22 protein-coding genes, 4 tRNA genes, 1 other RNA gene and 2 pseudogenes are annotated in these 26,451 nt (G+C 71.2%); 11 read left to right on the forward strand and 18 right to left on the reverse strand.

Translation table 11 applies throughout. The features are described from left to right. The first annotated feature begins 329 nt into the window (after positions 1 to 329). On the forward strand, positions 330 to 533 hold the full coding sequence (locus tag ACWD5Q_RS12650; protein WP_451426988.1) for a DUF6274 family protein: 204 nt from the start codon (positions 330 to 332) through the stop codon (positions 531 to 533). A gap of 487 nt (positions 534 to 1,020) precedes the next feature. Here ACWD5Q_RS12650 and bldC read toward each other — a convergent pair whose 3' ends face one another. Both bldC and ACWD5Q_RS12660 read right to left on the reverse strand, forming a co-directional pair. Beyond that, positions 1,021 to 1,227 (reverse strand): developmental transcriptional regulator BldC, encoded by a 207-nt coding sequence (bldC, locus tag ACWD5Q_RS12655; RefSeq protein ID WP_003949541.1) that lies wholly within the window; start codon positions 1,225 to 1,227, stop codon positions 1,021 to 1,023. Between the two features lie 582 nt (positions 1,228 to 1,809). After that, complete coding sequence (locus ACWD5Q_RS12660) at positions 1,810 to 2,652, reverse strand: hypothetical protein (protein ID WP_451426989.1); 843 nt, start codon at positions 2,650 to 2,652, stop codon at positions 1,810 to 1,812. Between the two features lie 234 nt (positions 2,653 to 2,886). Here ACWD5Q_RS12660 and ACWD5Q_RS12665 point away from each other — a divergent pair, with 234 nt between their 5' ends. Continuing rightward, entirely contained in the window at positions 2,887 to 3,990 is a 1,104-nt protein-coding gene (locus tag ACWD5Q_RS12665) for a Leu/Phe/Val dehydrogenase (protein WP_451426990.1), read from the forward strand. A gap of 303 nt (positions 3,991 to 4,293) precedes the next feature. Further along, entirely contained in the window at positions 4,294 to 4,548 is a 255-nt protein-coding gene (locus ACWD5Q_RS12670; protein ID WP_451426991.1) for a DUF3073 domain-containing protein, read from the forward strand. 69 nt (positions 4,549 to 4,617) lie between these two features. Here ACWD5Q_RS12670 and purM read toward each other — a convergent pair whose 3' ends face one another. The 7 genes from purM to purS form a co-directional block, all read right to left on the reverse strand. Continuing rightward, positions 4,618 to 5,697, reverse strand: a complete 1,080-nt coding sequence (gene purM, locus ACWD5Q_RS12675; protein WP_451426992.1) for a phosphoribosylformylglycinamidine cyclo-ligase — start codon at positions 5,695 to 5,697, stop codon at positions 4,618 to 4,620. Positions 5,698 to 5,730: 33 nt separating this feature from the next. After that, a complete protein-coding gene (gene purF, locus ACWD5Q_RS12680; RefSeq protein ID WP_451426993.1) occupies positions 5,731 to 7,257 on the reverse strand; it encodes an amidophosphoribosyltransferase in 1,527 nt (508 codons plus the stop codon). A gap of 85 nt (positions 7,258 to 7,342) precedes the next feature. Then, positions 7,343 to 7,615, reverse strand: coding sequence for an META domain-containing protein (locus tag ACWD5Q_RS12685; RefSeq protein WP_451427063.1), 273 nt, complete (start codon positions 7,613 to 7,615; stop codon positions 7,343 to 7,345). 4 nt (positions 7,616 to 7,619) lie between these two features. Beyond that, a complete protein-coding gene (locus ACWD5Q_RS12690; protein ID WP_451426994.1) occupies positions 7,620 to 8,417 on the reverse strand; it encodes a sterol carrier family protein in 798 nt (265 codons plus the stop codon). 204 nt (positions 8,418 to 8,621) lie between these two features. Continuing rightward, positions 8,622 to 10,880 carry a phosphoribosylformylglycinamidine synthase subunit PurL gene (purL, locus tag ACWD5Q_RS12695; protein ID WP_451426995.1) on the reverse strand — a complete coding sequence of 753 codons (2,259 nt, stop codon included), beginning with the start codon at positions 10,878 to 10,880 and terminating at the stop codon, positions 8,622 to 8,624. Further along, complete coding sequence (purQ, locus tag ACWD5Q_RS12700; protein ID WP_451426996.1) at positions 10,877 to 11,557, reverse strand: phosphoribosylformylglycinamidine synthase subunit PurQ; 681 nt, start codon at positions 11,555 to 11,557, stop codon at positions 10,877 to 10,879. Before purQ ends, purL begins: the two co-directional genes overlap by 4 nt. Next, positions 11,554 to 11,817 (reverse strand): phosphoribosylformylglycinamidine synthase subunit PurS, encoded by a 264-nt coding sequence (gene purS, locus ACWD5Q_RS12705; protein WP_108956272.1) that lies wholly within the window; start codon positions 11,815 to 11,817, stop codon positions 11,554 to 11,556. The genes purQ and purS overlap by 4 nt, the downstream gene beginning before the upstream one ends. 360 nt (positions 11,818 to 12,177) lie before the next feature. On the opposite strand from purS, the gene ACWD5Q_RS12710 reads away from it, so the two are divergent. The 5 genes and pseudogenes from ACWD5Q_RS12710 to ACWD5Q_RS12730 all read left to right on the forward strand — a co-directional run bounded on the left by ACWD5Q_RS12710 (position 12,178) and on the right by ACWD5Q_RS12730 (position 13,666). Beyond that, complete coding sequence (locus tag ACWD5Q_RS12710) at positions 12,178 to 12,495, forward strand: histone-like nucleoid-structuring protein Lsr2 (RefSeq protein WP_451426997.1); 318 nt, start codon at positions 12,178 to 12,180, stop codon at positions 12,493 to 12,495. Positions 12,496 to 12,808: 313 nt separating this feature from the next. Continuing rightward, a tRNA-Gly gene (locus tag ACWD5Q_RS12715) sits at positions 12,809 to 12,883 on the forward strand. A 77-nt stretch (positions 12,884 to 12,960) separates the two neighbouring features. Then, positions 12,961 to 13,036: transfer RNA gene (locus ACWD5Q_RS12720), tRNA-Gly, on the forward strand. Between the two features lie 93 nt (positions 13,037 to 13,129). After that, positions 13,130 to 13,570: pseudogene (locus ACWD5Q_RS12725) on the forward strand (LuxR C-terminal-related transcriptional regulator); the annotation flags it as partial. Positions 13,571 to 13,593: 23 nt separating this feature from the next. Beyond that, a tRNA-Gly gene (locus tag ACWD5Q_RS12730) sits at positions 13,594 to 13,666 on the forward strand. A gap of 60 nt (positions 13,667 to 13,726) precedes the next feature. Here ACWD5Q_RS12730 and ACWD5Q_RS12735 read toward each other — a convergent pair. The 6 genes from ACWD5Q_RS12735 to ffs all read right to left on the reverse strand — a co-directional run bounded on the left by ACWD5Q_RS12735 (position 13,727) and on the right by ffs (position 22,784). Then, the gene (locus ACWD5Q_RS12735) at positions 13,727 to 14,626 is read right to left on the reverse strand and encodes a phosphoribosylaminoimidazolesuccinocarboxamide synthase (protein ID WP_451426998.1); all 900 of its coding nucleotides are present in this window, start codon (positions 14,624 to 14,626) and stop codon (positions 13,727 to 13,729) included. Positions 14,627 to 14,724: 98 nt separating this feature from the next. After that, positions 14,725 to 16,224 carry a N,N-dimethylformamidase beta subunit family domain-containing protein gene (locus tag ACWD5Q_RS12740; RefSeq protein WP_451426999.1) on the reverse strand — a complete coding sequence of 500 codons (1,500 nt, stop codon included), beginning with the start codon at positions 16,222 to 16,224 and terminating at the stop codon, positions 14,725 to 14,727. 333 nt (positions 16,225 to 16,557) lie between these two features. Further along, positions 16,558 to 18,324 carry a hypothetical protein gene (locus tag ACWD5Q_RS12745; RefSeq protein ID WP_451427064.1) on the reverse strand — a complete coding sequence of 589 codons (1,767 nt, stop codon included), beginning with the start codon at positions 18,322 to 18,324 and terminating at the stop codon, positions 16,558 to 16,560. Positions 18,325 to 18,885: 561 nt separating this feature from the next. After that, positions 18,886 to 20,148, reverse strand: coding sequence for a phosphoribosylamine--glycine ligase (gene purD, locus ACWD5Q_RS12750; RefSeq protein WP_451427000.1), 1,263 nt, complete (start codon positions 20,146 to 20,148; stop codon positions 18,886 to 18,888). An 88-nt stretch (positions 20,149 to 20,236) separates the two neighbouring features. Next, entirely contained in the window at positions 20,237 to 22,555 is a 2,319-nt protein-coding gene (locus tag ACWD5Q_RS12755) for a DNA polymerase III subunit gamma and tau (protein WP_451427001.1), read from the reverse strand. Positions 22,556 to 22,687: 132 nt separating this feature from the next. Beyond that, an RNA gene (gene ffs, locus ACWD5Q_RS12760) (signal recognition particle sRNA small type) lies at positions 22,688 to 22,784 on the reverse strand. 73 nt (positions 22,785 to 22,857) lie between these two features. On the opposite strand from ffs, the gene ACWD5Q_RS12765 reads away from it, so the two are divergent. Continuing rightward, positions 22,858 to 22,945 (forward strand) — tRNA-Ser (locus ACWD5Q_RS12765). A 64-nt stretch (positions 22,946 to 23,009) separates the two neighbouring features. Here ACWD5Q_RS12765 and ACWD5Q_RS12770 read toward each other — a convergent pair. Both ACWD5Q_RS12770 and ACWD5Q_RS12775 read right to left on the reverse strand, forming a co-directional pair. Beyond that, a complete protein-coding gene (locus ACWD5Q_RS12770; protein ID WP_451427002.1) occupies positions 23,010 to 23,360 on the reverse strand; it encodes a hypothetical protein in 351 nt (116 codons plus the stop codon). Between the two features lie 50 nt (positions 23,361 to 23,410). Beyond that, positions 23,411 to 23,626 (reverse strand): annotated as a pseudogene (locus ACWD5Q_RS12775) (hypothetical protein); the annotation flags it as partial. An 80-nt stretch (positions 23,627 to 23,706) separates the two neighbouring features. On the opposite strand from ACWD5Q_RS12775, the gene ACWD5Q_RS12780 reads away from it, so the two are divergent. Next, complete coding sequence (locus ACWD5Q_RS12780; protein WP_451427003.1) at positions 23,707 to 24,177, forward strand: hypothetical protein; 471 nt, start codon at positions 23,707 to 23,709, stop codon at positions 24,175 to 24,177. Continuing rightward, positions 24,174 to 24,395: a hypothetical protein gene (locus tag ACWD5Q_RS12785; protein WP_451427004.1), complete on the forward strand. Its 222-nt coding sequence runs from the start codon at positions 24,174 to 24,176 to the stop codon at positions 24,393 to 24,395. The genes ACWD5Q_RS12780 and ACWD5Q_RS12785 overlap by 4 nt, the downstream gene beginning before the upstream one ends. 716 nt (positions 24,396 to 25,111) lie before the next feature. Here the strand turns inward: ACWD5Q_RS12785 and ACWD5Q_RS12790 are convergent. Next, on the reverse strand, positions 25,112 to 26,443 hold the full coding sequence (locus ACWD5Q_RS12790; RefSeq protein ID WP_451427005.1) for a helicase-associated domain-containing protein: 1,332 nt from the start codon (positions 26,441 to 26,443) through the stop codon (positions 25,112 to 25,114). Positions 26,444 to 26,451 lie beyond the last annotated feature (8 nt).

Consider the following 26,451-nt stretch of genomic DNA (forward strand, 5'->3'; position numbering starts at 1 on the left):
CGGGCCCCCTCCGGGCGCCCGGACGGGGACCACAACCCGCTGTGTCACCGCACCCCGGCCGGCCGGGGCAGAGGCGACGACTCCACCCCCTTCGGCGCGGTCCTTCCCGCGCCTGCCGGGGCGCCGTCGGCCGGGTCGGCCCGGAGGCGGCCTCCGGGCGCCGCGCGGCGTCCGGAGGCCATGTGCGCGCCCGGAGGCCATACGGGCACCCCGGAGGCCACGTGTGCACCCAGAGGCCATCTGTGCGCTCCAGGGCGTCTTGACGGCCCCAACTCCCGCCGGTACCCAGGACTCAGGGCCCTTCCCCCTCGGGCCCGGGGAGGTGACGTATGGCGGCGTCCGCTCGGCGCGAGACCCGTGCCCTGCTCGGTGCTCACCTGTCCGCCGCTTCCGGGTACCGCCGTCCGACACGGCACTGCGCGATCCGCCACCGCCTCCCGCGACGGGCCATGGAGCCGATGGAACCCGCCCGGCGCGGCGAGGAAGGCCCCGAGACCGTGCCGAAGGAGGACCACCACGCCCCGACGGCGTGAACCGGCCTTCGGGCCCGGGGTTGGCGTGGCGTCCGCCAGGGCACTCCTGGACGTGCGGCCGCCCAACACCCGTCGCACAGAACGGCGTTCCCCCGGCGACGACACCATGAGCGCAACAGGGTTCAGAGTGTGTGACGGGTGTCACTGCCTCAGTTTTCGGGACCCGGTGCCCTTACACCCCTCCTACAATGGGTCAATTTAATATGTGCAATTGCACCCTCTCCCGCGGTCCCGCACAGCAGATCCGACACCCCTCCCCAGACTCCGACAAGGCCGCTCACACATCGGCCCCGCGCCCCGGGAAGAGGGCACAAAAAAGATCGCGCTGGACTCGGCGGAGTCCAGCGCGATCGACGACGCACCCTTGTCGTGCCTCTACTGACCTTGGGCGAGAGCCCTGTTGGGGCAGGACCCGCGTCGCTTGGAGCTGTGGTTCGGACGTCGCGGCAGGTGGGGGACCCACCGGAAAGTCCGGCTATGCAGTTGTTCAGGCCTCGCTGCGCTGCTGCGGGATGCCCGCGAGCAGAGCGCGGACCTCAGCTTCGCGATAGCGGCGGTGCCCGCCGAGCGTGCGGATCGACGTGAGCTTTCCGGCCTTCGCCCACCGCGTGACCGTCTTGGGGTCGACGCGGAACATCGTGGCGACCTCAGCCGGGGTCAGCAGCGGCTCGGCATCAGGGGTGCGAGCGGTCATGAGCGGCCTCCTCGGGAGAACCGAACCTTCTCGGTTCTTTCCTCTAAATTCTGCACCTTGACCCGCGTTGCCCGAAATGGCGGACGCGAGTCGAGTCGGTTATAGGACGAACGGCTTGTCCTCGGCACTACAACTACACCATCTGTCCAGCCGCGTCGGCCAAACCGATGGAATTGCCCTCCCAGGTGTTCATCAGCGACGGAAGCCGATGGACCATGCCATAGCGGACAGTCACGCCACTGTGACGATCAGTCACAGTGGCGATCAGGAGGCACCAGACCCCCCAGAGGGTGCAATACCGAGATTGCGCCCAAAAGTGGTTCCATGTGGACAGAGGGAGCCTCCCCCGGGCTCCTTGTCCTATTTTGGCATGAGGAGGGCCGTTAAGCGCAAGGTCCGTGAAAGTGCCGTCCGTCACGCTTGACGGCATAAGCCCGGTTCGAGAGGTACGTCCCCCGGCGTGACCTGCGATACGTCAACCATGGGCCAACGGTTGGAACTTCACCATGTCTCGCAGGTCACAATTCGCGCACTGGTTCCCGAAGCCCCGCCGCGAGAGCCGTCCCCGCCCGGAAGTCGGCCTCAGTTCGCCGAGCGACGGTCCCGTACGGCCCGCCAGCGCTCCACCAGCCGTCCGTACGCCTCCCCGGCCGCGACCCCGTCCCCGTGCCGCAGGGCCTCGATGCCCTCGGCGACGTCCGCGGCCGAGTGGTCCCCGTCCAGCGCCGCGGGCGGCAGGACGTGGACCAGTCCACCGTAGTCCAGTTCGACCAGCGACCGCGGGTGGAACTCCTCCAGCCACCGCCCCACCTCCACCAGACCGTCGATCAGCGGACTCTCGTCGATGGCGTCCCTCAGAGTGCGCAGCGCCCGCGCGGTGCGCCGCCGCGCCTGCACCATGGGCGTGCGGTACCGCAGCATCGGGGGGATGCCGGCCGCCCCCTGGTCGTAGTGCCGCTCGGCGTCCGAGACCAGCACGAACCAGTTCAGCGGCACCTGCCAGGTCGCGGTGCGGATCCACGGGCGGACGTCCGGGTGGCCGGCCAGCCAGCGCTCGTAGTCCTGGGCGGCCTGGCGGCGCACGACCGGCGGCAGGACGGCGTCCAGGACCGGCGCCGGCAGCTCCTGCGCCAGCTCCCCGAGCGCCTGCCAGCCGCGCAGCCGGGTGCGCCACGGACAGACGCACAGCACCCCCTCGACCTCGGTCACGAAGGCGTCGCTGCTCTCGTGCACCGGCACCGGGACCGGCGGCGTGGGCACCAAGTCGGCGAGGGAGCGGCGTAGTTCGTCCTGGTAGGAGGGGCGGTCGGAGCGCCGGGCGTAGCGCGCCCAGTGACTGCGTTCCGGCTCGGGGAAGGCGGCCAGTGGCTCGTACACGCGCAAGTAGGACGCGTACGGGACGATCACCGAGGACACCTTGGGCACGCCTGCTCCCTCCCCATCGGACCGGAGGCGAAACCCGTCCGGGCGCCGCCCGGACGAGGTGGAAAACCATGGCAAATCGTCCCACGAACCGATCCCGGTGTACTCCGGGGGAGGGTGATCCTGGGCACTGCGCGGCTGGCGGGCGCCCCCCACGCTCTACGCTCATGCCCACGGGAACCGCCACCCGCACGGAACCCGCCCCCAACCGCCGCTACTCAACCGGGAGTCACCACCGTGACCGACGTACCCGACGGCGTCCTGCACACCCTGTTCCGCTCGGCCCAGGGAGGCCATGAACAGGTCGTGCTCTGCCAGGACCGGACCAGTGGCCTCAAGGCCGTCATCGCGATCCACTCCACCGCCCTGGGCCCCGCGCTCGGCGGCACGCGCTTCTACCCGTACGCGACCGAGGAGGAGGCCGTCACCGACGCGCTGAACCTCGCGCGCGGGATGTCGTACAAGAACGCCATGGCCGGGCTCGGCCACGGCGGTGGCAAGGCCGTGATCATCGGTGACCCCGAGCGGATCAAGACGGAGGAGCTGCTGCTCGCGTACGGCCGTTTCGTGGCCTCGCTCGGCGGGCGGTACGTCACCGCCTGCGACGTCGGCACCTACGTCGCCGACATGGACGTCGTGGCACGGGTGAACCACTGGACCACCGGCCGCTCCCCGGAGAACGGCGGCGCGGGCGACTCCTCCGTCCTGACCGCCTTCGGCGTCTTCCAGGGCATGCGGGCCTCGGCCCAGCACCTGTGGGGTGACCCGACCCTGCGCGGGCGCACGGTCGGTGTCGCGGGCGTCGGCAAGGTCGGGCACTACCTGGTCGAGCACCTTCTTCAGGACGGCGCCCAGGTCGTGATCACGGATGTGCGCCCGGAGGCCGTGCGCCGGATCACCGACGCGCACCCCGAGGTGGCCGTGGCCCCCGACACCGACGCCCTCATCGGCGGCGCCCATCCCCTCGGGGCGCTCGACATCTACGCGCCCTGCGCGCTCGGCGGCGCGCTGAACGACGTCTCCGTGCCGGTGCTGACGGCGAAGGTGGTGTGCGGCGCGGCCAACAACCAGCTCGCGCACCCGGGGGTGGAGAAGGACCTCGCCGACCGCGGGATCCTGTACGCCCCTGACTACGTCGTCAACGCCGGCGGTGTCATCCAGGTGGCCGACGAGCTGCACGGCTTCGACTTCGACCGGTCCAAGGCGAAGGCGGCGAAGATCTTCGACACCACGCTGGCCATCTTCGCACGCGCGAAGGAGGACGGTATTCCGCCGGCCGCCGCGGCCGACCGGATCGCCGAGCAGCGGATGGCGGAGGCGCGACCGGGGGCCCTGGCGTAAGCCCTTCCGGGGGTGCCGCACGGCGTTGACCGGTACCCGCCGACAGGAGGTTGGAGAGAACTCTCACTCTTATCGGCGGGTCGTCCGCCAATAAGTGGTTAAAATCAGCCGTGACCAGCGAGGACGGGGCGCCTCGAGGGTTCTGTGCACACGCCCGTCCTGCGGGCGACGTACCGTATGGGCGTGGGCTCAGGTACCGTGGAAGCCCTACGGACCGGTCTCTCCACGGAGAGCCCGTTCCGGATCATGAACGCGTGTCAAGACTCTGGGGCCGTCGAGCCCCGTCGTTGAGGGGGTCGAGCCATGGGGCGCGGCCGGGCCAAGGCCAAGCAGACGAAGGTCGCCCGCCAGCTGAAGTACAACAGCGGTGGGACGGATCTCTCACGCCTGGCTGAGGAGCTGGGTGCATCGCCGTCGAACCCGTCGCCGAACGGCGACGTATTCGAGGACGATGAGCATGACGACGACGACCTGTACGCACGGTACGCCGACCTGTACGAGGACGACGACGAGGACGAGGACGACCAGTCCCCGCAGCAACGTCGCCGCGGCGCTTGACCCTGCACTGAATTCCCACCCGGTCCGTGGCCCTGGCCACGGACCGGGTTGTGTGCTGTCCCCCGGGACTCAGCCCGCGTAGTCGCCGACCAGCTCCGCGCCGGTCGTGTGGTCACCCCGGCGAGTGATCTCGCCGGCGATCCATGCCTCGACCCCGCGGTCGGCCAGGGCGGCGAGCGCGACGTCCGCCGACTGCTCGGGGACGACCGCGATCATGCCCACGCCCATGTTCAGGGTCTTCTCCAGCTCCAGGCGCTCGACGTCGCCGGTCTTCCCGACGAGGCCGAACACCGGTGCGGGGGTCCAGGTGGACCGGTCGACGACCGCGTGCAGGCCGTCCGGGACCACCCGGGCCAGGTTGGCCGCGAGTCCGCCACCGGTGATGTGGCTGAACGCGTGCACCTCGGCGGTGCGGGTCAGGGCCAGGCAGTCCAGCGAGTAGATCTTCGTCGGCTCCAGCAGCTCCTCGCCGAGGGTGCGGCCGAGTTCCTCGATATGCCGGTCGAGGCCGAGCTTCGCCCGGTCGAGGAGGACATGCCGGACGAGCGAGTACCCGTTCGAGTGAAGTCCGGAGGCGGCCAGGGCGATCACCGCGTCACCCTCGCGGATGCGTTCGGCGCCGAGCAGCCGGTCGGCCTCCACCACGCCCGTACCGGCCCCCGCGACATCGAAGTCGTCCGCACCGAGCAGGCCGGGGTGTTCGGCCGTCTCACCGCCCACCAGGGCGCATCCGGCCAGCACGCAGCCTTCGGCGATGCCCTTCACGATCGCGGCGACGCGCTCGGGGTGGACCTTGCCGACGCAGATGTAGTCGGTCATGAACAGCGGCTCGGCACCGCACACCACGATGTCGTCCATGACCATGGCCACCAGGTCGTGGCCGATGGTGTCGTAGACGCCCATCCGGCGCGCGATGTCGACCTTCGTGCCGACGCCGTCGGTGGCGGAGGCGAGCAGCGGACGCTCGAAGCGCTTGAGGGCGGAGGCGTCGAAGAGGCCGGCGAAGCCGCCGAGGCCACCGAGGACCTCGGGCCGCTGCGTCTTCCTCACCCACTCCTTCATGAGCTCCACGGCGCGGTCGCCCGCTTCGATGTCGACGCCCGCTGCTGCGTAGCTGGCGCCGCCCTCGGCACTGACGGTCTCAGACATGGCGATGAGGACTTTCGTGTCGTACGGCAGATGTCACGGGCGACGGATCGCGTCGGCCGCGGCCGTGGCGGCCGGACCGGCCGCCAGCTCGGTCTCCAGCAACTGCTTGCCCAGGAGCTCCGGGTCGGGCAGCTCCATCGGGTACTTCCCGTCGAAGCAGGCGCGGCACAGATTCGGCTTGGCGATGGTGGTCGCCTCGATCATGCCGTCGAGGGAGATGTAGGCGAGGGAGTCGGCGCCCAGCGAGGCGCCGATCTCGTCGATCGTCATGCCGTTGGCGATCAGCTCGGCGCGGGTGGCGAAGTCGATGCCGAAGAAGCAGGGCCACTTCACCGGCGGGGAGGAGATCCGGATGTGGACCTCGGCGGCGCCGGCCTCGCGCAGCATCCGGACCAGCGCCCGCTGGGTGTTGCCGCGCACGATCGAGTCGTCCACGACGACCAGGCGCTTGCCCTTGATGACTTCCTTCAGCGGGTTCAGCTTCAGGCGGATGCCGATCTGGCGGATGGTCTGCGAAGGCTGGATGAAGGTCCGGCCGACGTAGGCGTTCTTCACCAGGCCGGCGCCGAACGGGATGCCGGACGCCTCCGCGTAACCGATCGCGGCGGGGGTCCCGGACTCGGGCGTCGCTATGACCAGATCGGCCTCGGCGGGCGCCTCCTTGGCCAGGCGGCGGCCCATCTCGACACGCGAGAGGTAGACGTTGCGGCCGGCGATGTCGGTGTCCGGGCGGGCCAGGTACACATACTCGAAGACACAGCCGCGGGGCTTCGCCTCCGCGAACCGGGAGCTGCGCAGGCCGTTCTCGTCGATCGCGACGAACTCGCCGGGCTCGATCTCCCGGACGAAGCTGGCGCCCGTGATGTCGAGCGCGGCGGTCTCCGAGGCGACGACCCAGCCGCGCTCCAGCCGGCCGAGGACCAGCGGACGGATGCCCTGCGGGTCGCGGGCCGCGTACAGGGTCTGCTCGTTCATGAACACGAGCGAGAAGGCGCCCATGACCTGCGGCAGGACCTTGACGGCCGCTTCCTCGACCGTCAGCGGCTTGCCGTCGTCGTCGACCTGGCCGGCGAGCAGCGCGGTGACGAGATCGGTGTCGTTCGTGGCGGCCACCTGGGTGGCGCGGCCGTTCTCCTTGGGGAGATCGGCGACCATCTCGGCGAGCTGCGCCGTGTTGACCAGGTTGCCGTTGTGACCGAGCGCGATGGAGCCGTGCGCCGTGGCCCGGAACGTGGGCTGGGCGTTCTCCCACACGGAGGCGCCGGTGGTCGAGTAGCGGGCGTGTCCGACCGCGATATGACCTTGGAGCGAACCGAGCGAGGTCTCGTCGAAGACCTGGGAGACAAGCCCCATGTCCTTGAAGACGAGGATCTGGGAGCCGTTGCTGACCGCGATTCCCGCGGATTCCTGACCCCGGTGCTGGAGGGCGTAGAGCCCGAAGTACGTGAGCTTTGCGACCTCTTCGCCCGGAGCCCAGACACCGAAGACGCCACACGCGTCCTGGGGGCCTTTCTCGCCGGGGAGCAGATCGTGATTGAGTCGACCGTCACCACGTGGCACGGCTCCGAGTGTAGGCGAGATCGCGCACTGGTCCGAATCCGGTCATCCGCCCCGCACAGGGCCCGGCCGCGCCCGCCGCCCGGGCTCACCGCTCGGCGACCGCCTGGACACCTTCGTCGTTTTCGCTGGTCAGCGTGATCGTGCGGTGGTCGAGCCGGGAGGCCGGCGGCCGGGCGAGGCGTACGGTCGGAGTCTTCTCGATGGCCATGAGTGAGACGTCGCACATCGTGCGGGTGGCTTTCGGGCTGCCCAGCGTGAGGTGACCGTCCCGTACGGTCACCCGCGCGGTGAACCGGTTGCGGCCGAAGCTGCCGGACGGGTCGCCCGGCCCGCCAGGTCGCCCGGCCCGCCAGGGCAGCCGGTCAGGTCATCAGGGGCAGGAAGGGTCCCAGGTCGGCCCGTTCGCCGCTCGCGCTGACCTTGGCGTCGGCGAGAGCCGCGCCCCATGCGGTACGGCCCGTCGCCAGCCGGATCCAGGTCAGCGGGTCGGTCTCGACGACGTTCGGCGGGGTGCCGCGGGTGTGGCGGGGGCCCTCGATGCACTGCACGACGGCGTACGGCGGAACGCGCACCTCCGTCGAGGCGCCGGGTGCCTTGACCGCGAGCGCGTCGGCGAGCAGCCGGGTGCAGGCGGCCAGGGCCTGACGGTCGTACGGAATGCCGAGATCCGGGACGGCGGCGTTCAGGTCGTCGGTGTGGACGACGAGTTCGACGGTGCGGGTGACGAGGTAGTCGGCCAGCGGCATGGCACCCGCGTGGGTGTCGAGCAGCCGGGTGCCGGGCGCTTCCGCGAGGCACCGCGTGAAGCGCCGCTCCGTGTCGGCGAGGAAGGCGTCGAGGTCGGGGTGCTGCTCGGCCAGCGCGCGGGCGATGTCGGCGAGGGCGCCGGAGCCGGCGGAGGTGGCGAACGGCCAGTCGAGCACGGTGGCGTCCTGCCGGGCCGGCTCCGGCTTGTCGAGGAAGCGGCCGACGGCCTGGAGGGCCGTGCCGATGTGCGCGACCAGGTCCCGTACGGTCCAGTCCCCGAGCCGGGTGGGGAGCGCGAGTTGCCCGGGGGTGAGGGTGCCCACGGCCTCCGTTACGTTTCCGAACTGGGCGAGGACCGCGGCGCGGGTCCTGGCGGGGTCGTACGTCCGTGTGCGCTTCTTGGCCGGGGGCATGGGGCGAGCCTATGCCGTCACGGCGCAGCCGCTCGTACCCGTTGCGACCAGGTCGAGGGCCCGGCGGGCCCGTGGGTGCCGCCGCCTGGTCGCGGTGCGCCGTGCCGACGGCGATCCGGCCCCGGACCGGGCGGGCCGGTCACGGCAGGACGAAGGTCCCGCCCGGTGGACCGGGCGGGACCTTCACCCTCCTGCGGCCGGGACCTACTTGAGGAGTGCCGGGATGGTTCCCTCGTGGGCCTCGCGCAGCTCGGCCAGTGACAGCCCGAACTCGCCCTGGAGTTCCACCGACTCACCGTCCACGACACCGATGCGGGTGGCGGGCAGGCCGCGCGCGCCGCACATGTCGTTCAAGCGGACCTCCTCGGAGCGCGGCACCGCGACGACCGCACGGCCCGCCGACTCGGAGAAGAGGAAGGTGAACGCGTCGAGCCCGTCCGGCACGATCAGCCGCACGCCCTTGCCGCCGAGCAGCGCCGACTCGACCACGGCCTGGACCAGACCACCGTCGGACAGGTCGTGCGCGGAGTCGATCATGCCGTCGCGCGAGGCGGAGATCAGGATCTCGGCCAGGAGCCGCTCCCGCTCGAGGTCGACCTGCGGCGGCAGACCGCCGAGGTGGTCGTGGACGACCTGCGACCACGCCGAACCGCCGAACTCCTCACGGGTGTCGCCGAGGAGGTAGAGCAACTGGCCCTCCTCCTGGAACGCGACCGGGGTACGGCGGGCGACATCGTCGATGACGCCCAGCACCGCCACGACCGGGGTCGGGTGGATGGCCGCCTCGCCCGTCTGGTTGTAGAGCGAGACGTTCCCGCCGGTCACCGGGGTGCCGAGCTGCTGGCAGGCGTCCGCGAGACCGCGGACGGCCTCCGCGAACTGCCACATGACGGCCGGGTCCTCGGGCGAGCCGAAGTTCAGGCAGTCGGAGACGGCGAGCGGCTTGGCGCCCGTGGTGGCCACGTTCCGGTACGCCTCGGCGAGCGCGAGCTGCGCGCCCGCGTACGGGTCGAGCTTCGCGTACCGTCCGTTGCCGTCGGTCGCGATGGCGACACCGAGCCCGGAGGCCTCGTCGATGCGGATCATCCCGGAGTCCTCGGGCTGGGCGAGGACCGTGTTGCCCTGGACGAAGTGGTCGTACTGGGAGGTGATCCACTTCTTGGACGCCTGGTTGGGGGACGCCACCAGCTTCAGGACCTGGTCCTTGAGCTCCTCGGACGTCTCGGGCCGCGGCAGCTTGTTCGCGTCGTCGGCCTGGAGCGCGTCCTGCCACTCGGGGCGGGCGTAGGGACGCTCGTAGACCGGGCCCTCGTGCGCGACCGTCCGCGGGTCGACGTCGACGATCTTCCCGCCGTGCCAGTAGATCTCCAGCCGGTCGCCGTCCGTCACCTCACCGATGACGGTGGCGATGACGTCCCACTTCGCGCAGATCTCCAGGAAGCGGTCGATCTTCTCCGGCTCGACGACCGCGCACATCCTTTCCTGCGACTCGCTCATGAGGATCTCCTCCGGCGAGAGCGTCGAGTCGCGCAGCGGTACGTCGTCCAGGGTCACGCGCATACCGCCGGAGCCGTTGGAGGCCAGCTCCGAGGTGGCGCAGGACAGACCGGCGGCGCCGAGGTCCTGGATGCCGACGACCAGCTTCTCCCGGAAGGCCTCCAGGGTGCACTCGATGAGGAGCTTCTCCTGGAAGGGGTCGCCGACCTGGACGGCCGGGCGCTTGGAGGGCTTGGCGTCGTCGAAGGTCTCGGAGGCGAGGATCGAGGCGCCGCCGATGCCGTCGCCGCCGGTCCGGGCGCCGTACAGCACGACCTTGTTGCCCGCGCCGGAGGCCTTCGCGAGGTGGATGTCCTCGTGCCGCATGACACCGATGGCGCCCGCGTTGACCAGCGGGTTGCCCTGGTAGCAGGAGTCGAAGACGACCTCGCCGCCGATGTTGGGCAGCCCGAGGCAGTTGCCGTAGCCGCCGATGCCGGCGACGACGCCCGGCAGGACACGCTTGGTGTCGGGGTGGTCGGCCGCGCCGAAGCGCAGCGGGTCGACGACCGCCACCGGCCGCGCGCCCATCGCGATGATGTCGCGCACGATGCCGCCGACACCGGTCGCGGCGCCCTGGTAGGGCTCCACGTAGGAGGGGTGGTTGTGCGACTCGACCTTGAAGGTGACCGCGTAGCCCTGGCCGACGTCGACGACACCGGCGTTCTCGCCGATGCCGACGAGCAGGGCGTCGGACTGGGGGGCCTTCTCACCGAACTGGCGGAGGTGAACCTTGGAGGACTTGTACGAGCAGTGCTCGGACCACATGACCGAGTACATGGCGAGCTCGGCGCCGGTGGGGCGCCGGCCCAGGATCTCGACGATCCGCTCGTACTCGTCCTTCTTCAGGCCGAGTTCGGCCCAGGGCAGCGCGGCGTCGGGGGTCTCGGCCGCGTGCTCGACCGTGTCCAGAGGCGTCCGGCTCATGCGCCCACCAGCTTCTTGAGGATCGACGTGAAGAACGGGAGCCCGTCGGTACGCCCGGTACCGATCAGCGGCTCGACGGCGTGCTCCGGGTGCGGCATGAGGCCGACGACGTTCCCGGCCTCGTTGGTGATGCCGGCGATGTCGCGGAGCGAGCCGTTGGGGTTGAAGTCCAGGTAGCGGAAGACGACCCGGCCCTCGGCCTCCAGCTTGTCGAGCGTGTACGCGTCGGCGACGTACCGGCCGTCCATGTTCTTCAGCGGGATGTGGATGTCCTGACCGGCGAAGTAGTCGCTGGTCCAGGACGTCTCCGCGTTCTCCACCCGCAGCTTCTGGTCGCGGCAGATGAAGTGGAGGTGGTCGTTGCCGAGCATCCCGCCGGGGAGGAGATGGGCCTCGGTGAGGATCTGGAAGCCGTTGCAGATGCCGAGGACCGGCAGGCCGGCCTTCGCCTGCTCGATGACGCTGCCCATCACCGGCGAGAACCGGGAGATGGCACCGGCGCGCAGATAGTCGCCGTACGAGAAACCGCCCGGCAGCACCACGGCGTCGACCTGCTTGAGGTCCTTGTCCTTGTGCCAGAGGCCGACGGGCTCGGCGCCGGCGAGGCGGATCGCGCGCTGCGTGTCCCGGTCGTCGAGGCTCCCCGGGAAAGTGACGACGCCAATACGAGCGGTCACTTGGCGGCCTCCGCCACTTCCTCCACCTTGACGGTGAAGTCCTCGATCACGGTGTTGGCGAGGAAGGATTCCGCGAGCTCGTGGATGCGGGCGAGCGCGGCGTCGTCGACCGGCCCGTCCACCTCGAGTTCGAATCGCTTTCCCTGACGTACGTCGGAGATGCCTTCGAAACCGAGCCGCGGCAGGGCGCGCTGGACCGCCTGGCCCTGGGGGTCGAGGATCTCCGGCTTGAGCATGACGTCGACTACGACGCGTGCCACTGGCACTCCCGATGTTGGTGCTGAGCAGGTTCCTTCAGACTACCCGCACAAAAATTCTACTCGCGTAGATTGGTAGCTTCCTACGTGACCCCCATCACGATCTCGCCTCGCCGAGCGGCCTGCGGACGGAAAATCCCCGGAAAAACCGCAGAAGAGCGGCGGCGCCGCATTGCAGGTGGACACGCGGACGTATTCAGTCGGTCTTCACAATGCAATGCCGGGCACTGTACAAAGGAAATGGCAATCGCCGATACTTTGCTCAATTACTGCCGGACAGTCGACATCTCCCCGGCATCCCCGGACGTCCGCGCACGTCGTGGCGGATGATCGCGGAGGTGCCGCACGAAGGGACCGATATTCGTGGCGCAGCGTGTCGTGGTCACTCTCTTTGACGACATCGACGGCTCAGAAGCGGCGGAAACGATCGCCTTCGCACTGGACGGCAAGTCGTACGAGATCGACCTCAATCAAGCCAATGCCAAGAAACTGCGTAAGGTGCTGGCACCCTACGTCGAGGCCGGCCGCAAGAAGGCGAAGTCCGGCAAGGCCTACACGCACACGGCACTGACCCCCGACCCGGCCGCCGTCCGCGCCTGGGCCCGCTCCCACAAGATGGACGTGCCGCCGCGGGGGCGCATCCCGAAGAAGGTCTACGAGGCGTTCGCGGAGGCGCACTGAGGGGTGCGGGGAGACGGCTGAGGGGTGCGGGGAAGGCCACTGACGCGTTCGCGGGAGCGGCGCACATCACCCTCGTACGCGCCGGCGCCCGTCGTTCACGTACGCGCCACTGCCCGTCGCGTCCCGGCCGGGGCTTTTGTCCCGGCGGGGGCTTCCGTCCCGGTCCGGGGTCTGCGCCGACGACCTCGCGCCGGCTCGCGGCGGCCCCCATCCCGCCCCGCCCGCAACCGACTTGCGTTGCACCCCGGGTGATCAGCTAGAGTCTGGATCACGCCGAGGGGCAAGGCCGAAAGGTCGAGACCCAAGGAGTCATGCGGGTGTAGTTCAGTAGCAGAACACCCCCTTTCCAAGGGGGAGGCGCAGTGTGCAATCCCTGTCACCCGCTCCACGGCATCGGCTCAACCAGTCTTCTGGATCAGGTAAGCTGGTGCTCGCACCGATCGGTGAAAGCCGGTCGGGTGCTATGCGGACGTAGCTCAGTTGGTAGAGCGCAACCTTGCCAAGGTTGAGGTCGCGAGTTCGAGCCTCGTCGTCCGCTCCACGGAGTGAAGGCCCCGGTCAGTCGACCGGGGCCTTTCTCGTGTGCGTGTGCCTGGCGCCAACGGGGCGGGCAGAACCTAGTGCCCCAAAAGGCCAGATGCCGGGGGCCGACGGTGTGAAGGTCGCCACATCCCTGCGGGCCGGACCGCCGGAGTGCCAGGTGCTGATCGTGACCGGTCACGGTCGGCCCGGGCATCTCAAGCGGGCGCTCCAGGCCGGTGTGCTCGGGTTCGTCCCCGAGACCGTCAGCGCGCAGCGGCTCGCGGAGATCATTCGCACCGTGCACGCCGGACACCGTTACGGGGACCCGGACTTGGCCGCGGACGCGATCTCCGCCGGGGACTCGCCGCCGACCGCCCGCGAGACCGAGGTGCTCGAGCCGGCCGCCTACGGGGCGCCCGTGACGGAGATCGCGGAGCGGTCCGCGCTGTCGCGGGGGACCGTGCGGAACCACCTGTCGTCGGCCGTCTCGAAACTCGGGGTGGAGAACCGTCATGCCGCGGTGCGTCTCGCACGGGAGCAAGGTTGGGTATAGTTGCTCTCGCGCAACGGCGCAATGCGGACGTAGCTCAGTTGGTAGAGCGCAACCTTGCCAAGGTTGAGGTCGCGAGTTCGAGCCTCGTCGTCCGCTCTGGAGAGAAGCCCCCCGGCCTGAAGGCCGGGGGGCTTTCTCGTGTGCGGCGGGCGGCCGTCAGGCCCAGCCGAAGCCCGTCAGACGCTCGTACGCCTCCACGTACTTCGCCCGGGTCGCCTCCACGATCTCCTGCGGCAGCGGCGGCGGGGGCTGCTCGCTGGCGCGGTCCCAGCCGGAGGCGGGGGAGGTCAGCCAGTCCCGGACGAACTGCTTGTCGAACGACGGCTGGGACTGGCCCGGCTCCCACCGGTCGGCCGGCCAGAAGCGGGAGGAGTCCGGGGTGAGGACCTCGTCGGCGAGGACGAGGGTGTCGCCGTCGTACCCGAACTCGAACTTGGTGTCCGCCAGGATGATCCCCCGCTCGCGGGCGATGTCCCGGGCCCGGCCGTACACCGCGAGGGTCGCCTGCCGCAGCTGGGCGGCGGTCTCGGCGCCGACCTGGCGGGCGACCTCCTCGTAGGAGACGTTCTCGTCGTGCTCGCCGACCGCGGCCTTGGTGGCGGGCGTGAAGATCGGCGCGGGCAGCTCCGAGCCGTTCACCAGTCCCTCGGGCAGGGCGAGGCCGCAGACCGTGCGGGACTCCTGGTACTCGACGAGGCCCGAGCCGGTCAGATAGCCCCGGGCCACGCACTCCACCGGGATCATCCGCAGGGACGTGCAGACCAGGGTGCGGCCCGCCCAGTCGGCCGGGGCGCCGGGCGGAAGCTCGGTGCTCAGGACATGGCTCGGCACCAGATCGCGGAGCTGGTCGAACCACCAGAGCGAGAGCTGGGTGAGGATCCGGCCCTTGTCCGGGATCTCGGTCGGCAGCACCCAGTCGAATGCGGACGTACGGTCGCTGGCGACCATCACGAGGTCGCCCGCGTCGTTCTGGTACAGCTCGCGCACCTTTCCGGTGTGCAGATGCACCAGACCCGGCACCTGGACGGGCTCGGGCTTCTCGACGAATCCGGACACGGTTCCTCCCCGTGGTTCTGTCCCATTGGCTCGATTCTCCTGCATGCGAGTCTCCCGTATGCGAGGAGCGAGCCCGGTGCGGGGTGGGCGCGGAAGGATCAGTCCCGCTTGCAGATGCGGTCCAGGAGGTTCGCCGTGGCCTGCTGGACACGGGCGTCCGTGTGGCCGGGGCGGTCCAGGGCGGGGGACCAGGCGAACGTGCCGGAGGCGAAGACCAGGGCTCCCGACGGGGCCCGGTAGAGGGAGGTCTCCTGGTGGCGCAGGGCGCCCTCGCCGTCCCGGTACGGGGAGTGCGCGAGCAGGATGCGGCCCTGGTGCTCGGGCAGTGGGGTCCGGGGGAAGTATCGGTCCGCCTCCCCGGCGACCATCCCCTCCAGTTCGTCGCCCTCGTGGGTGCCGGTCGACTCCCACAGCCAGTGCCCGGCGTTGCGGACGACGAGGGGGTGGGGCTCGGGGACCCGTCCCGCGTACTGGATGCCGATCATCTCCTGCTCGGGACGGTCGATCTCCCGCCACAGCGCGGGCTTCCCCGGGCCGCGGCGCTTGCGGCAGGTGAGCAGCCGGTCCGGGACCCCGGAGGGGGAGGGGCTCAGCTCCACCTGCCAGTACATGGTGTTGGCGGACAGGAACACCAGCGAGGTGCCGTGTTCGCGGGCGAGTTCCACGGTGCGGCGCATCTGCGTCGACCAGTACTCGTCGTGGCCGGGGAAGACGAGTCCGCGATAGCGGGTGGGGTCGACGCGGCCCGCGTGCAGATCGCGGGCGTCGGCGTAGGCGAGGTCGTAGCCGTAGCGCTCGGCCCAGCGGATGAAGTCGTAGGCGTGGCCGACGTGCAGGGGCAGGCCCGCGCCCGCGTACGGGCGGTCGAAGGAGACCGTGGTGGCGGCGTCGGCCTCGCCGAGCAGCCGGCCGTTCGCATCCCAGGCGTGGTAGAGGCTGGCGCCGGTGTGCCCGTCCTCCGGGTAGAGGTTGTACGCCTGCCACGTGATGTCGGGCAGCAGCAGGAGCAGGTCCGCCGGGCGGCCGTCGCGGACGGTGAAGGGCACGTGGGAGCGGTAGCCGTCGGCGGTGGTGAGGACGGCGACATACGCGCCGATGCTCCAGTACGAGGGGATCTGCAGCCGCCAGGAGAGCCACCAGTGGTGGCAGGAGACCGTGCGGTCGGCGATGAGCGGGGGCGGCTGGACGATGCCGGAGAGGCGGGGGCTGGTGGTGATCTTGGATGCCCCGTCGCCGTCGTAGTGCCCGATCCGGTACACGTCGACGGCGAACTCCTGGGGCGGGTCGACGGTGATGCGGAAGTCGAGGGCGTCGCCCGGCGCCACCGCGCCCGTCGAGGTGAAGCCCTTGATCTGGCGGTGGACGTCGTCGGCGGAGCGCGGGCCGCTGGTGCGGGGCGCCGGGATACGGGCGCCCTTGGAACCCTGGGACGGGATGTGGGCCGGTGCCGGATCCACGTACCAGGGGACCACGTGTCCCGTGTCGTCGAAGTACGTCTCACTTCCCCGGAGCCAGGGAACGGGGCCCTGGCCGAAAGGATCCGTCACGGCATGTGCGAGAGCGCCCGACTCCCAGCGGCGGATGTGCTCCGACCCCATGTGATGTCCCCTCCCTCGTCCCCGTGAGCCATCGCCGGCTCTTGCTCTGGTACGTGCCTCTCCTGCCCTGGCATGTTCCGCGCTCGCTCCGGCATGTGCCGCGTGCGCGATCGGTCCCAGCACATCACATTACGCACGCACTCCGTCACCCTTCGTCGCGAATTGGCGTGAACGGAATGGGATTCTGCGGCCAGGGGTCGGTGTCGCGGAATCGAGGTCCCTGCGTCTTTGCAGGTGGGCGAGGGTGGGGTGCCGATGGGAGTGACGAGTGCCCGCGGGAGCGGGCCCGGGTCGGCTCGGGCCCGTGGGTCGCGGGTGCCGTCCGGCCGGAGGTCAGACCAACCGGACCGGCTTCTCGGCGCGCACGCCCAGGTTCAGCAGCCAGGTGCGCAGCGGGGCCGGGTCGCCTTCCTCGACCAGGGTGAGGACCCGGGGGGCCAGGTCGGCCGCGCGTTCGCCCCTGACCAGGAGGGACGGCCCGTCCAGCCAGTCGAGCCCCGGCACCGCCCCCGCCGTGTCCATCGCGGCGCAGCACACCATCGCGCTGACGTGGTCCACCAGCAGTTCCCGGCCGGTGCGGGGCGGCTGGAGCGGGAACAGCGGAAGCACTCCCTCGTCCCACAGCGCCGGGTCCGGGCCCGGTGTCCGCCCCGCCTCGCCGCCGCCCGGTGTCCCGCCGACGGACGCCTCCTCCCGCGCCATCGCGGCGCTGAGCCCGGCCACGAGGGCGGCGGCGCGCACACTGGCGACCACGCCGTCGTCGTCGGGGGCCGTGGGGGCCGGCGCCTCGCGCTCGGAGCCCGGCGCCCGGACCGTCAGATACTCCAGCACCCGATCCAGCGTCGGGCCGTCCGCACCGGGCACCGCCCTGGGTGCCGGCCGGTGGACGCCCAGGGCGTCCAGGACGCGTTGGAGGCGGGCCGCGTCCGTGCGCCACTTGCGGTCGACGACCTCCTCCGGATAGTCGCGCCAGTCCACCGGAGCCCACTGGGGGCCGGGCTCGGCCGGACCACCGTGGAAGAGGCGGGCCGCGAGCAGCGAGGCCGCCTCGTCGATGAGACCGGGCTCCTCCAGCAGGTCACAGGCCGGCCGCTCGCCCAGCCGGGAGGCGAAGCCCTCGGCCAGCCGGTCCCGGCGCGACAGCTCCGTCAGCGCCGCGACCACCCCCGCGTCCAGCCGCGAGGGCCAGCGGCCCATCCGCCAGGCCGGCAGGGCGACCCGGGTCAGCAGGCGGTCCCAGCCCGCGTACGCCAGCCCCACCTGCTCCTGTGCGACGATCCGCAGACCGTAGTCCACAGCCTGTGCACGCTCGGCCGCGGCCGCCGCCACCCCCCGCTCCATCTCCGCCGCATGCCCCCGGCAGCTCCGCAGCAGCACGCGGGCCACCCAGCCGGCACCGGCGAGCAGCGTGCGTATCAGAGGGCCGCGCGCGGGTGCGGACGTCACGGCCACGGCGGCGTCCAGCCCTCGTACGAAACGGCGGGCCGCCGCTATGTCCGGGTGCGCCGACGGGCCCGTACCGGCCACGACCGGGGCGAGGACCGCGCGCAGCTCGCCCACCCGCATCCACCACAGGAAAGGCGAGCCTATGACGAGCACGGGCGCGGTCGGGGCCCGGTGGTGGGGCCGGGAGGACGACAGGCCGCGTGTCCCCCCGGCCGCGGCTGTCTCCTCGCCGGCGCGCGCCGGCGGGCCGTGGGCGCGGTGTGTGCGGTCCTCCAGCCAGCTGTCACAGTCGGGCGTGAGCGCTATCGCGGACGGGGCGGGGACGTCCAGGCGGTCGGCCAGGTCCCGGACCATCCGGTACAGATCGGGGGCCGCGTCCTCCGCGATCGGGACCGTGGGGCTGACGGCGGGGCGGGCGCGGGCGACGACGAGGGCGATACCGACGGCGGAGAGCAGGGCGACAGCGGCGACGGCGGCCACCACCCAGCGGGCGGTCCCCCAGTCCCGGCCGCTGATGTGGCCGGTGGACTCGCCGGCCAGGAGCACGACGGCGACGGCGGCGGGCAGCAGGGCGACCGCCAGTGCCCTGCTGCGGATCCGCAGCACGGCAAGGGCCCGTGAGCGCGCGGCGTGCGCGCCCGCCTCCACACCCATACCGGTCACGACCGGACGTCACCCCCTCCATCCCGCCTCTGCACAGCCCGCCTCCGTCCGGCGCGGCATGCGCCGTGACGGTCTCCGTCGTGTCCGTCGCTGAAGTCGTCGCCGGACACCCGTGCGTTGCTCACTCCCCCACTGTGGCACCCGCCACCGACATCGCAATGCCGGTGGGCCAAGTGCCGGAACCGCTTGCGCCGCACCCTAGTTGGGGCCCCGGCCGTCGTCAGCCGGATAGGTCACCCGATCACTCGATGGAATGGCTTTGGGGAAAGGTGGATGACGCAGAGCGAGGACCGGGCCCCAGTTCGCGATCGCCGTGCGACCACGACGTGACCCCCCGTGCACACGACACGGGCCCCGCATCCGGAGACGGATGTCGGGGCCCGTGGGGTTCCTCGCCGACCAGGTTCATCGGCCACCGGGTCTCCTCGGCCCTGGGTGGTCTTCCCTGGGCGCTCGGCGTGGGCGGCGGGACTGGTCCGCCTCGGGTGCCGGGCGGGGTTCAGGCCCGGACGCCGGGCAGAGGGGCACAGGCCCCAGGCGTCGCGCAGGGGCTCAGGCCCGGGCGTGGGCATCCGCGGCCTTCGCCGCGATGTCCGTACGGTGTTGGGAGCCCTCCAGCCCGATGCGGCCCACCGCCGCGTAGGCCCGCCGGCGCGCCTCGGCGAGGTCCGCACCGGTCGCCGTGACGGACAGCACGCGGCCGCCCGCGCTCACCACCGCGTCGCCCTCGCGCCGGGTGCCCGCGTGCAGGACGTACGCGTACGGGGCGTCCTTGGCCGCCACCTCGTCGAGGCCGGTGATCGGGTCGCCCGTGCGCGGGGTGCCCGGGTAGTTGTGCGAGGCCACGACCACGGTGACGGCCGCGTCGTCGCTCCAGCGCAGGGGTTCGACATCGGCGAGGGTGCCGTTCGCCGCGGCGAGCAGCACTCCGGCGAGCGGGGTCTTCAGCCGGGCGAGGACGACCTGGGTCTCCGGGTCGCCGAAGCGGGCGTTGAACTCGATGACCCGCACACCGCGCGAGGTGATCGCCAGGCCCGCGTACAGCAGGCCGGAGAACGGGGTGCCGCGGCGGCGCATCTCGTCGACCGTGGGCTGCAGAACGGTCCGCAGGATGTCGTCGACCAGCTTCGGATCGGCCCACGGAAGCGGCGAGTACGCGCCCATGCCGCCGGTGTTCGGCCCCTCGTCGCCGTCCAGCGCGCGCTTGAAGTCCTGCGCGGGCTGGAGCGGGAGGACCGTCTCGCCGTCGGTGATGGCGAACAGGGACACCTCGGGGCCGTCCAGGAACTCCTCGATGACGACGCGCTCGCAGCGGGCCGCGTGCGCTCGCGCGGTGTTGAGGTCGGCGGTGACGACGACGCCCTTTCCGGCGGCGAGACCGTCGTCCTTCACGACGTACGGGGCGCCGAAGGCGTCGAGCGCCTCCTCGGCCTCGTCGGCGCCGGTGCAGACGTACGAACGGGCGGTGGGCACGCCCGCCTCCGCCATCACGTCCTTGGCGAACGCCTTGGAGCCCTCCAGCTGCGCGGCCTCCTTGGAGGGGCCGAAGACGGGGATCCCGGCCTCGCGCACGGCGTCCGCGACACCCGCGACGAGCGGTGCCTCCGGACCGACGACGACGAGCCCGACGCCGAGCTCCGTGGCCAGCGCGGCCACGGCGGCTCCGTCGAGGGCGTCGACCTGGTGCAGCTGGGCCACCTCGGCGATGCCGGCGTTGCCGGGGGCGCAGTGCAGCGCGGTGACGTCGGGGTCGAGGGAGAGGGAACGGCACAGGGCGTGTTCGCGGGCACCGCTGCCGATGACGAGGACCTTCACGGGGTGAAGCCTAACGGGCGCGAGGCGGTGGCCTTGTGGGGGCCGCCGAGGGGCGGCGGGGCGGGGGTTTGTGGCTTTATCCAATCCGTCACTCGTTGGAGACCTCCTCCACGACGGTGGCGCCCAGCTCCCGGACGATCAGTTCATGGCCCGAGAGGGCCGACTCGTCGAGGTCGGGGTCGTCGTCCTCCGGCATGTCGTCCTCCGGGGCGACCGGTTGCCGCGCCGGGGCGGGAGGCGCCGCGGGGGCCGGGGCGGCGGCAGGGCCGGCCGGCGCCGCTGCCGGGGACGGGGCCGCCGGTGCGGCCGGACGCGCTGCGGGTGCGGGCTGCTGGGGTGCGGGGCGCGGCGCGGCCGGTGCCCCTGCGCCGTAGCCGCCGCCACCGGCGTTGAAGCCGCCGCCGAAGCCGGAGCCCCCGGAGGCCGGCGGGCCCGAACCGCCCGAGGGGTCGACGATCGCCTCGATCTTCCACTGCACGTTGAACTGCTCGGCCAGGGCCTGTCGCAGTACGTCCTCGCTGCCGCTGCTCAGGAAGTTGTCCCGCGCGCCCGCGTTCACGAAGCCGAGTTGCAGCGTCGTGCCGTCGAAGCCCGTCACCTGGGCGTTCTGGCTCAGCAGGATCCAGGTGAAGCGGCGGCGGTTCTTCACCGCCTCCAGGACGTTCGGCCAGAGCGTGCGGGGGTCGAGACCGCCGGGAGCAGCGGCGGCAGCCGCGGCCGGGGCGGCGGCGGGAGCGGGGGGCGCCGCGGGGGCCGGGGCGGCGGCAGGGCCGGCCGGTGGCGTGGGCGCGGCCGGGGTCTGGCCCCCGCCCGCGGGCGTCGCCGTGGGCCACCCGCCGGGCCGTCGGCCGCTGCCGGCCGCGGTGGCGGTGGGCCATGCGCCGGGAGCGGCGGGCCCCGGAGCGGCGGCGGGGGCCTGGGGCTGAGCGGAGGAGGCGGCGGCCTGGGGCTGAGCCGGGGCGGCAGGAACCGTCTCCTGGGGTGCGGACGCCGAAGCCGCGGCAGGCATCGCCCCACCGCCGTGGCCACCGGGCCCACCAGCCGCGTACGCACCCGTGCCCGCGCCGTGCCCCGGCGCCCCCCCGGGCCCGGTTCCGCCGGTCCGCACCGCGGCCCGCGCCGCCGCGGCACCGCCGCCCGGCGGAACGGGCGCCGCGTCCTGCACCACCGGCCCCCCGGCCATCACGTCGTGCGCCCCGGGCCCCGGGACATAGCCCATGGCGGGGCCGGCGCCGCCGCCGGAGACGTGGACACCCCGCTCCAGCCGGTCGAGGCGGGCCATGACCGCCCGCTCGTCCCCGTACGCGGCGGGCAGCAGCACGCGCGCGCAGATCAGTTCGAGCTGGAGCCGGGGCGAGGTCGCGCCCCGCATCTCGGTGAGCCCCTCGTTGACGAGGTCGGCGGCGCGGCTCAGCTCGGCCGGGCCGAACACGCCCGCCTGGGCCTGCATCCGCTCCAGTACGTCGGCCGGGGCGTCGATGAGTCCCTTCTCGACGGCGTCGGGCACGGCGGCGAGGATCACCAGGTCCCGCAGCCGCTCCAGCAGGTCGGCGACGAACCGACGGGGGTCGTTGCCCCCCTCGATGACCCGGTCCACGACCTCGAAGGCGGCGGCCCCGTCCCCGGAGGCGAAGGCCTCGACCACGGAGTCGAGGAGCGAACTCTCCGTGTACCCGAGCAGCGAGGTGGCCATGGCATACGTCACACCGTCGGCACCCGCGCCCGCCAGCAACTGGTCCATGACGGACATGGAGTCACGCACGGACCCCGCGCCCGCGCGCACGACGAGGGGAAGGACCCCGTCCTCGACGGGGATGGCCTCTTTCCGGCAGACCTCGGCGAGGTAGTTCCGCAGGGTCGCCGGCGGCACGAGCCGGAAGGGGTAGTGGTGGGTGCGCGAGCGGATGGTCCCGATGACCTTCTCCGGCTCGGTGGTCGCGAAGATGAACTTGAGGTGCTCGGGCGGCTCCTCGACAACCTTCAGCAGCGCGTTGAAACCGGCCGACGTGACCATGTGGGCCTCGTCGATGATGTAGATCTTGTACCTGCTGCTCGCGGGTCCGAAGAAGGCCTTCTCGCGCAGGTCACGGGCGTCGTCCACACCGCCGTGCGACGCGGCGTCGATCTCGATGACGTCGATGGACCCCGGTCCGTTCCGCGCGAGGTCACGGCAGGACTGGCACTCGCCGCACGGAGTCGGCGTGGGGCCCTTCTCGCAGTTCAGGCAGCGCGCCAGGATGCGGGCGCTGGTCGTCTTGCCGCAGCCGCGGGGCCCGCTGAACAGGTACGCGTGATTGACCCGGTTGTTCCGCAGCGCCTGCTGCAGCGGGTCAGTGACATGCTCCTGCCCGATGACCTCGGCAAAGGACTCCGGGCGATAGCGGCGGTACAGCGCGAGAGACGACACGCTTACGAGGTTATAGGCGCCCACCGACAACACGCCCCGCCCCGAGCCGCTCCCCCGCGAGGCCTGTCCGGGCCCTCCCGGGAAACCGCTCTCCCCGCGCGGAGGCCCCGCCCCGCCCATAAACCCGTAGACAGAGAAGACCCCCCACGCACCCGCCAGAGCCGACCTACCCTTGCTGCCTTCCGGCCCTGGGGGAGTTCAGTCAGATAGCGCCGCGTGAGGGGCTGAGCCCCAGCCTACCCGATCGCCCGGGCCCCGAACGAGTTCGCTAGCACTCCCCAGCGTCATGTAATGTTTCCGGCGGAGGATTCGCCTAGAGGCCTAGGGCGCACGCTTGGAAAGCGTGTTGGGGGCAACCCCTCACGAGTTCGAATCTCGTATCCTCCGCCAGCTCAGAGGGCCGGACCGCGAAAGCGGTCCGGCCCTCCGGCGTTCACCCGTCTCAGTTTCCGTCTCAGTCGGCCTCTGCGGAGTACCAACCAGGGGCGCTCTCCTTGGTGACGACCGGTTCAGCCCAGGCCGCGACCGCGAGGACGTCTCGCTTCACCATGTGCCCGTCGACAACCTCGTAAAGCAGCCGCCGCACTCTCGGCCCGAGCCGGATCACGTACCGAACACCCTCGACGTCCACCGCGCCGATTTCGCCCCGGTCGCTGTCGGCGGCGAACCTTTCAGCTTCGACCACCTGCCAGCCGGCCTTCGAGGCGAGATACACCCAGGTACCGAACGCCCGCTCGTGATCCGAGTAGGGCGTCACGCCACCCACGCGCGCGACGATCTCGACAGGGTCCGTCCGCTTGTCCATGGTTCCTCCCCCAGCTGTCCCCTCCCGGACGGGAGACAGGCGATCCCGGATCATGGCAGATGCCGTCCATCGGCGCCCCGAGGGGTCTCTCCGACCTGCTGAGCGGTCCTTTTCAACACTGTCCCGGTGACATGCATGTACCGGGCCCGCATGCGGGCCGCTCCCCCGGGCTCCCATCCCATGATCGCGTCGACCACGACGTCCGGGACCCCGAGGATCAGGAGAACAGTCGCAGCGGTGTGACGAGCGTCATGAAGCCGGCCGTCTCACACCCTCGCGTTCGGAGGACACCGGCATCAAGCTCTCCGCGGTCGCCTCCGACGTCATGGGCGTCTCCGGGCGGGCCATGCTCGAAGCCCTCATCCGCGGCGAAGCCGACCCGCAGGTCCTCACGGACCCGGCCAAACGCAAACTCCGCAACAGGATCCCCGAACCCACCGAGGCCCTGACCGGACGCTTCCGCGAGCACCACGCGTTCCTGGCCCGCCTGTATCTGGACCAGTACGACCAGCTCACCACCGTGATCGGCCAGCTCACCGGACGCATCGAAGCGGCGATGGCACCCTTTCGTGGCGCCCTCGACCTGCTCGACACCATCCCCGGCATCAACCAGGCCACCGCCGAACCCGAGGGAGACCGCCGCCTGACCAGCAGACCCGGACACCCGGCGGCCTTCATCGACCACCGGGCAACTGCTCACGCCCCCTCTGACCAGGCTCTCTTTACGCGTCAGAGGCATGAAGCGGTTGTTGCCGTCCGTGATCTGTGCCGACGACCACAGCGAACGGGACGGATGAGGGCGCATACTGAGTCATGACAAAGCCTGCTGCGCCGAAGCGTCATTTGCCTACCAGCCCCTTCAGGGCCCCGGTGACACCGGCTCCCAAGCACTTCGCCTTGGGCGACCAGGTCACGCACGACATGTACGGCCTCGGCCGAGTAATCGGCATCGAGGACGGGGTCGCGGCGCTCGTGGATTTCGGCTCGGCGCACATGCGGATTTTGAGCCCGTACGCCAAGATGACCAAGCTGTAGGACCGCTGCGCCCGGCCACGGCACACCAGGCCCCTTCAGGGACCTGTAACGAAAGAGAGTCCTCTCATCGATCTGACGTCGCTGTTCTCCGCCCTGGAAGGGCAACCCCGCTGCTCCACTGCAGCATCGCCACCTCCGGCGACCAACCCCTTCCAGGCCCCTGATTTCGGGGAAGACGAGACCTTGCCGCTTGAGAACGCACAGGAGCCCGCCTCCGGCATGCGGGCGGCGCGACCCAAGGCAGCCTAGCTCCACCGATGATGGTGGCTCCGGCAACCGGCCGGGGACATCTCCCGTGCCGCGGTGAGGAGTGCGGCCGTCTCAGTTTCCGTCTCGTTCAGCCCCGTTCACCGTCGTTCGGACGAGACCGTATGCCAGGTCCTTCCTGTAGCCAGGCCACCCATGACCGCAGGCGAACGGCCCTGTACGCGCCCCGACTAGGCACCAGCAGACGTGGAAAGCGAGTGGGGGGCAACCCCTCACGAGCTCGAATCTCGTATCCTCCGCAGCCGCCTGAACAGGCGAAACGGAGCGTCGGACCGTAGCCCGCGGTCCGACGCTCTGGTGTGCCCTGGTCTCAGTTTTGGTCTCATTCATTCCCGACATTCGGGACATCTCCCTCATACGGCGAACGCGTCCCTGCCGATGACCAGCGGACACGCGCCGAGGGGCGCCTCGGCCGACCGAGGCGCCCCGAAGCGGCTCTCCTCGTGCCATCAGACCAGCGGGTAGCCCAGGGCCAGGGCGGCCTTGCGGAACGCCGGCAGACGGTCTGGGGAGACCGCAAGGTGACGCTCACCGACTCGGGTGCACAGCACGCGCAGGCGGCGGTCGCTGACGATGAGGGCTGCCAGTGCCTCGTCCGCGCACTCGATGAGATGGGTCTGCCCTGTATCGCGGAGTCGGCCGGTGCGGCGGCCAGTGTCGTCGAGCAGGGTGGTGACGGTCTGGGGCACGGGGTGCGAGGCCGCCTGGTTCAGGTAGCCACGGAGCTCGTCGAGGGCGTGCCCGCGGTCGAGGGCGCGCAGAAGAGAAGCGGTGGTGAGCGTCCAGACCCGGTCGGTCTTCCGGTCGGAGAAGGCGTCCAGGAGAAGGGTGTCGGCGGCGGGCAGCCCGTCGAGGGCGACGATGTCGAAGTTCGCCAGAACGGTGACCCTGCCCTTCGGGACGGCCGGGGCGGGGGCCTGGGCAGGGGTGTAGTCGCCCGTGAGGCCGACGGCGTGGGCGCCCAGCGGGTTGAGGCGGAGCGCGGACAGGCCGTCGTAGCGGCTGAGCCGGTCGAGGTAGTCGCCGCCCCAGTTCTCCTGGTAATCGTCGCGGGCGCCCGCCGGGGGGACGTGCTCGATATCGATGAGGCCGAGCGTGGCGGCGTACTCGAAGAGCACCGCCAGGGTGTAACGGCCCTGGAGGAGGGACCAGTCGTGGTGGCCGTCGTAGCCGAGGCTGCCGTACTGCGGATCCTCCAGGTACAGCTTCCACAGGGCGCGTTCACTGCGGTGGACGACCGGATTCAGGCCGGCCGCGCGCATATCCGTGAACAGGCCGTCGACGGACGTCCACTCGCCCGGGACGAGACCGGCCAGCGCTTGGCCGACGAGCTTGCGGCGCGGTTTGGCGGCGGTCAGAACGTTCGCGGAGCGCTGGCCCTTGATCTCCTCGACGCGGGAGAACTCGTCCAGGAGGCTGTTGTTCAGCCAGCGTTGCCATAGCTGGGCAATGGTCAGGTGCGGGGGCCGGGTCAGCGCGGTCTGTCCGCGCGTGGTCAGCACCAGCCGACCACCGGTGAGCTGGGCGAGGCCGCCTGCCTGGAGCAGCATCGGCCAGGCGAAGGCGGCGATGGCCTCGTCCGGAGAGAAGTCGCCACCGTCCAGGACTTCGGCGACCGCCGCGACGGTGGCGGCGCCGGGGCGGCGGGTCTTTTCACTGCACCGCAGTTTCCCCGTCAGACACAGGCGGAGCACGGTCAGCAGGTTGACCTGCGCCTCGTGCTCGGTGTGCCGGACCCTCGGAGTTCCAGTGGGCTCCTGTTGCTGTTCAACCGGTATCACTGCTTGCG

This window comes from Streptomyces sp. NPDC002513, from assembly GCF_053595355.1.

Bases quoted from the DNA above. Each gene is read 5' to 3' on its own strand.
- bldC (WP_003949541.1), bottom strand. From the start codon at position 1,227: ATGACCGCTCGCACCCCTGATGCCGAGCCGCTGCTGACCCCGGCTGAG.
- ACWD5Q_RS12745 (WP_451427064.1), bottom strand. From the start codon at position 18,324: ATGGGTGTGGAGGCGGGCGCGCACGCCGCGCGCTCACGGGCCCTTGCC.
- purM (WP_451426992.1), bottom strand. From the start codon at position 5,697: ATGTCTGAGACCGTCAGTGCCGAGGGCGGCGCCAGCTACGCAGCAGCG.
- purL (WP_451426995.1), bottom strand. From the start codon at position 10,880: ATGAGCCGGACGCCTCTGGACACGGTCGAGCACGCGGCCGAGACCCCC.
- ACWD5Q_RS12740 (WP_451426999.1), bottom strand. From the start codon at position 16,224: ATGGGGTCGGAGCACATCCGCCGCTGGGAGTCGGGCGCTCTCGCACAT.
- ACWD5Q_RS12785 (WP_451427004.1), top strand. From the start codon at position 24,174: ATGACAAAGCCTGCTGCGCCGAAGCGTCATTTGCCTACCAGCCCCTTC.
- ACWD5Q_RS12690 (WP_451426994.1), bottom strand. From the start codon at position 8,417: ATGCCCCCGGCCAAGAAGCGCACACGGACGTACGACCCCGCCAGGACC.
- ACWD5Q_RS12650 (WP_451426988.1), top strand. From the start codon at position 330: ATGGCGGCGTCCGCTCGGCGCGAGACCCGTGCCCTGCTCGGTGCTCAC.
- ACWD5Q_RS12770 (WP_451427002.1), bottom strand. From the start codon at position 23,360: ATGGACAAGCGGACGGACCCTGTCGAGATCGTCGCGCGCGTGGGTGGC.
- ACWD5Q_RS12670 (WP_451426991.1), top strand. From the start codon at position 4,294: ATGGGGCGCGGCCGGGCCAAGGCCAAGCAGACGAAGGTCGCCCGCCAG.
- ACWD5Q_RS12780 (WP_451427003.1), top strand. From the start codon at position 23,707: ATGCTCGAAGCCCTCATCCGCGGCGAAGCCGACCCGCAGGTCCTCACG.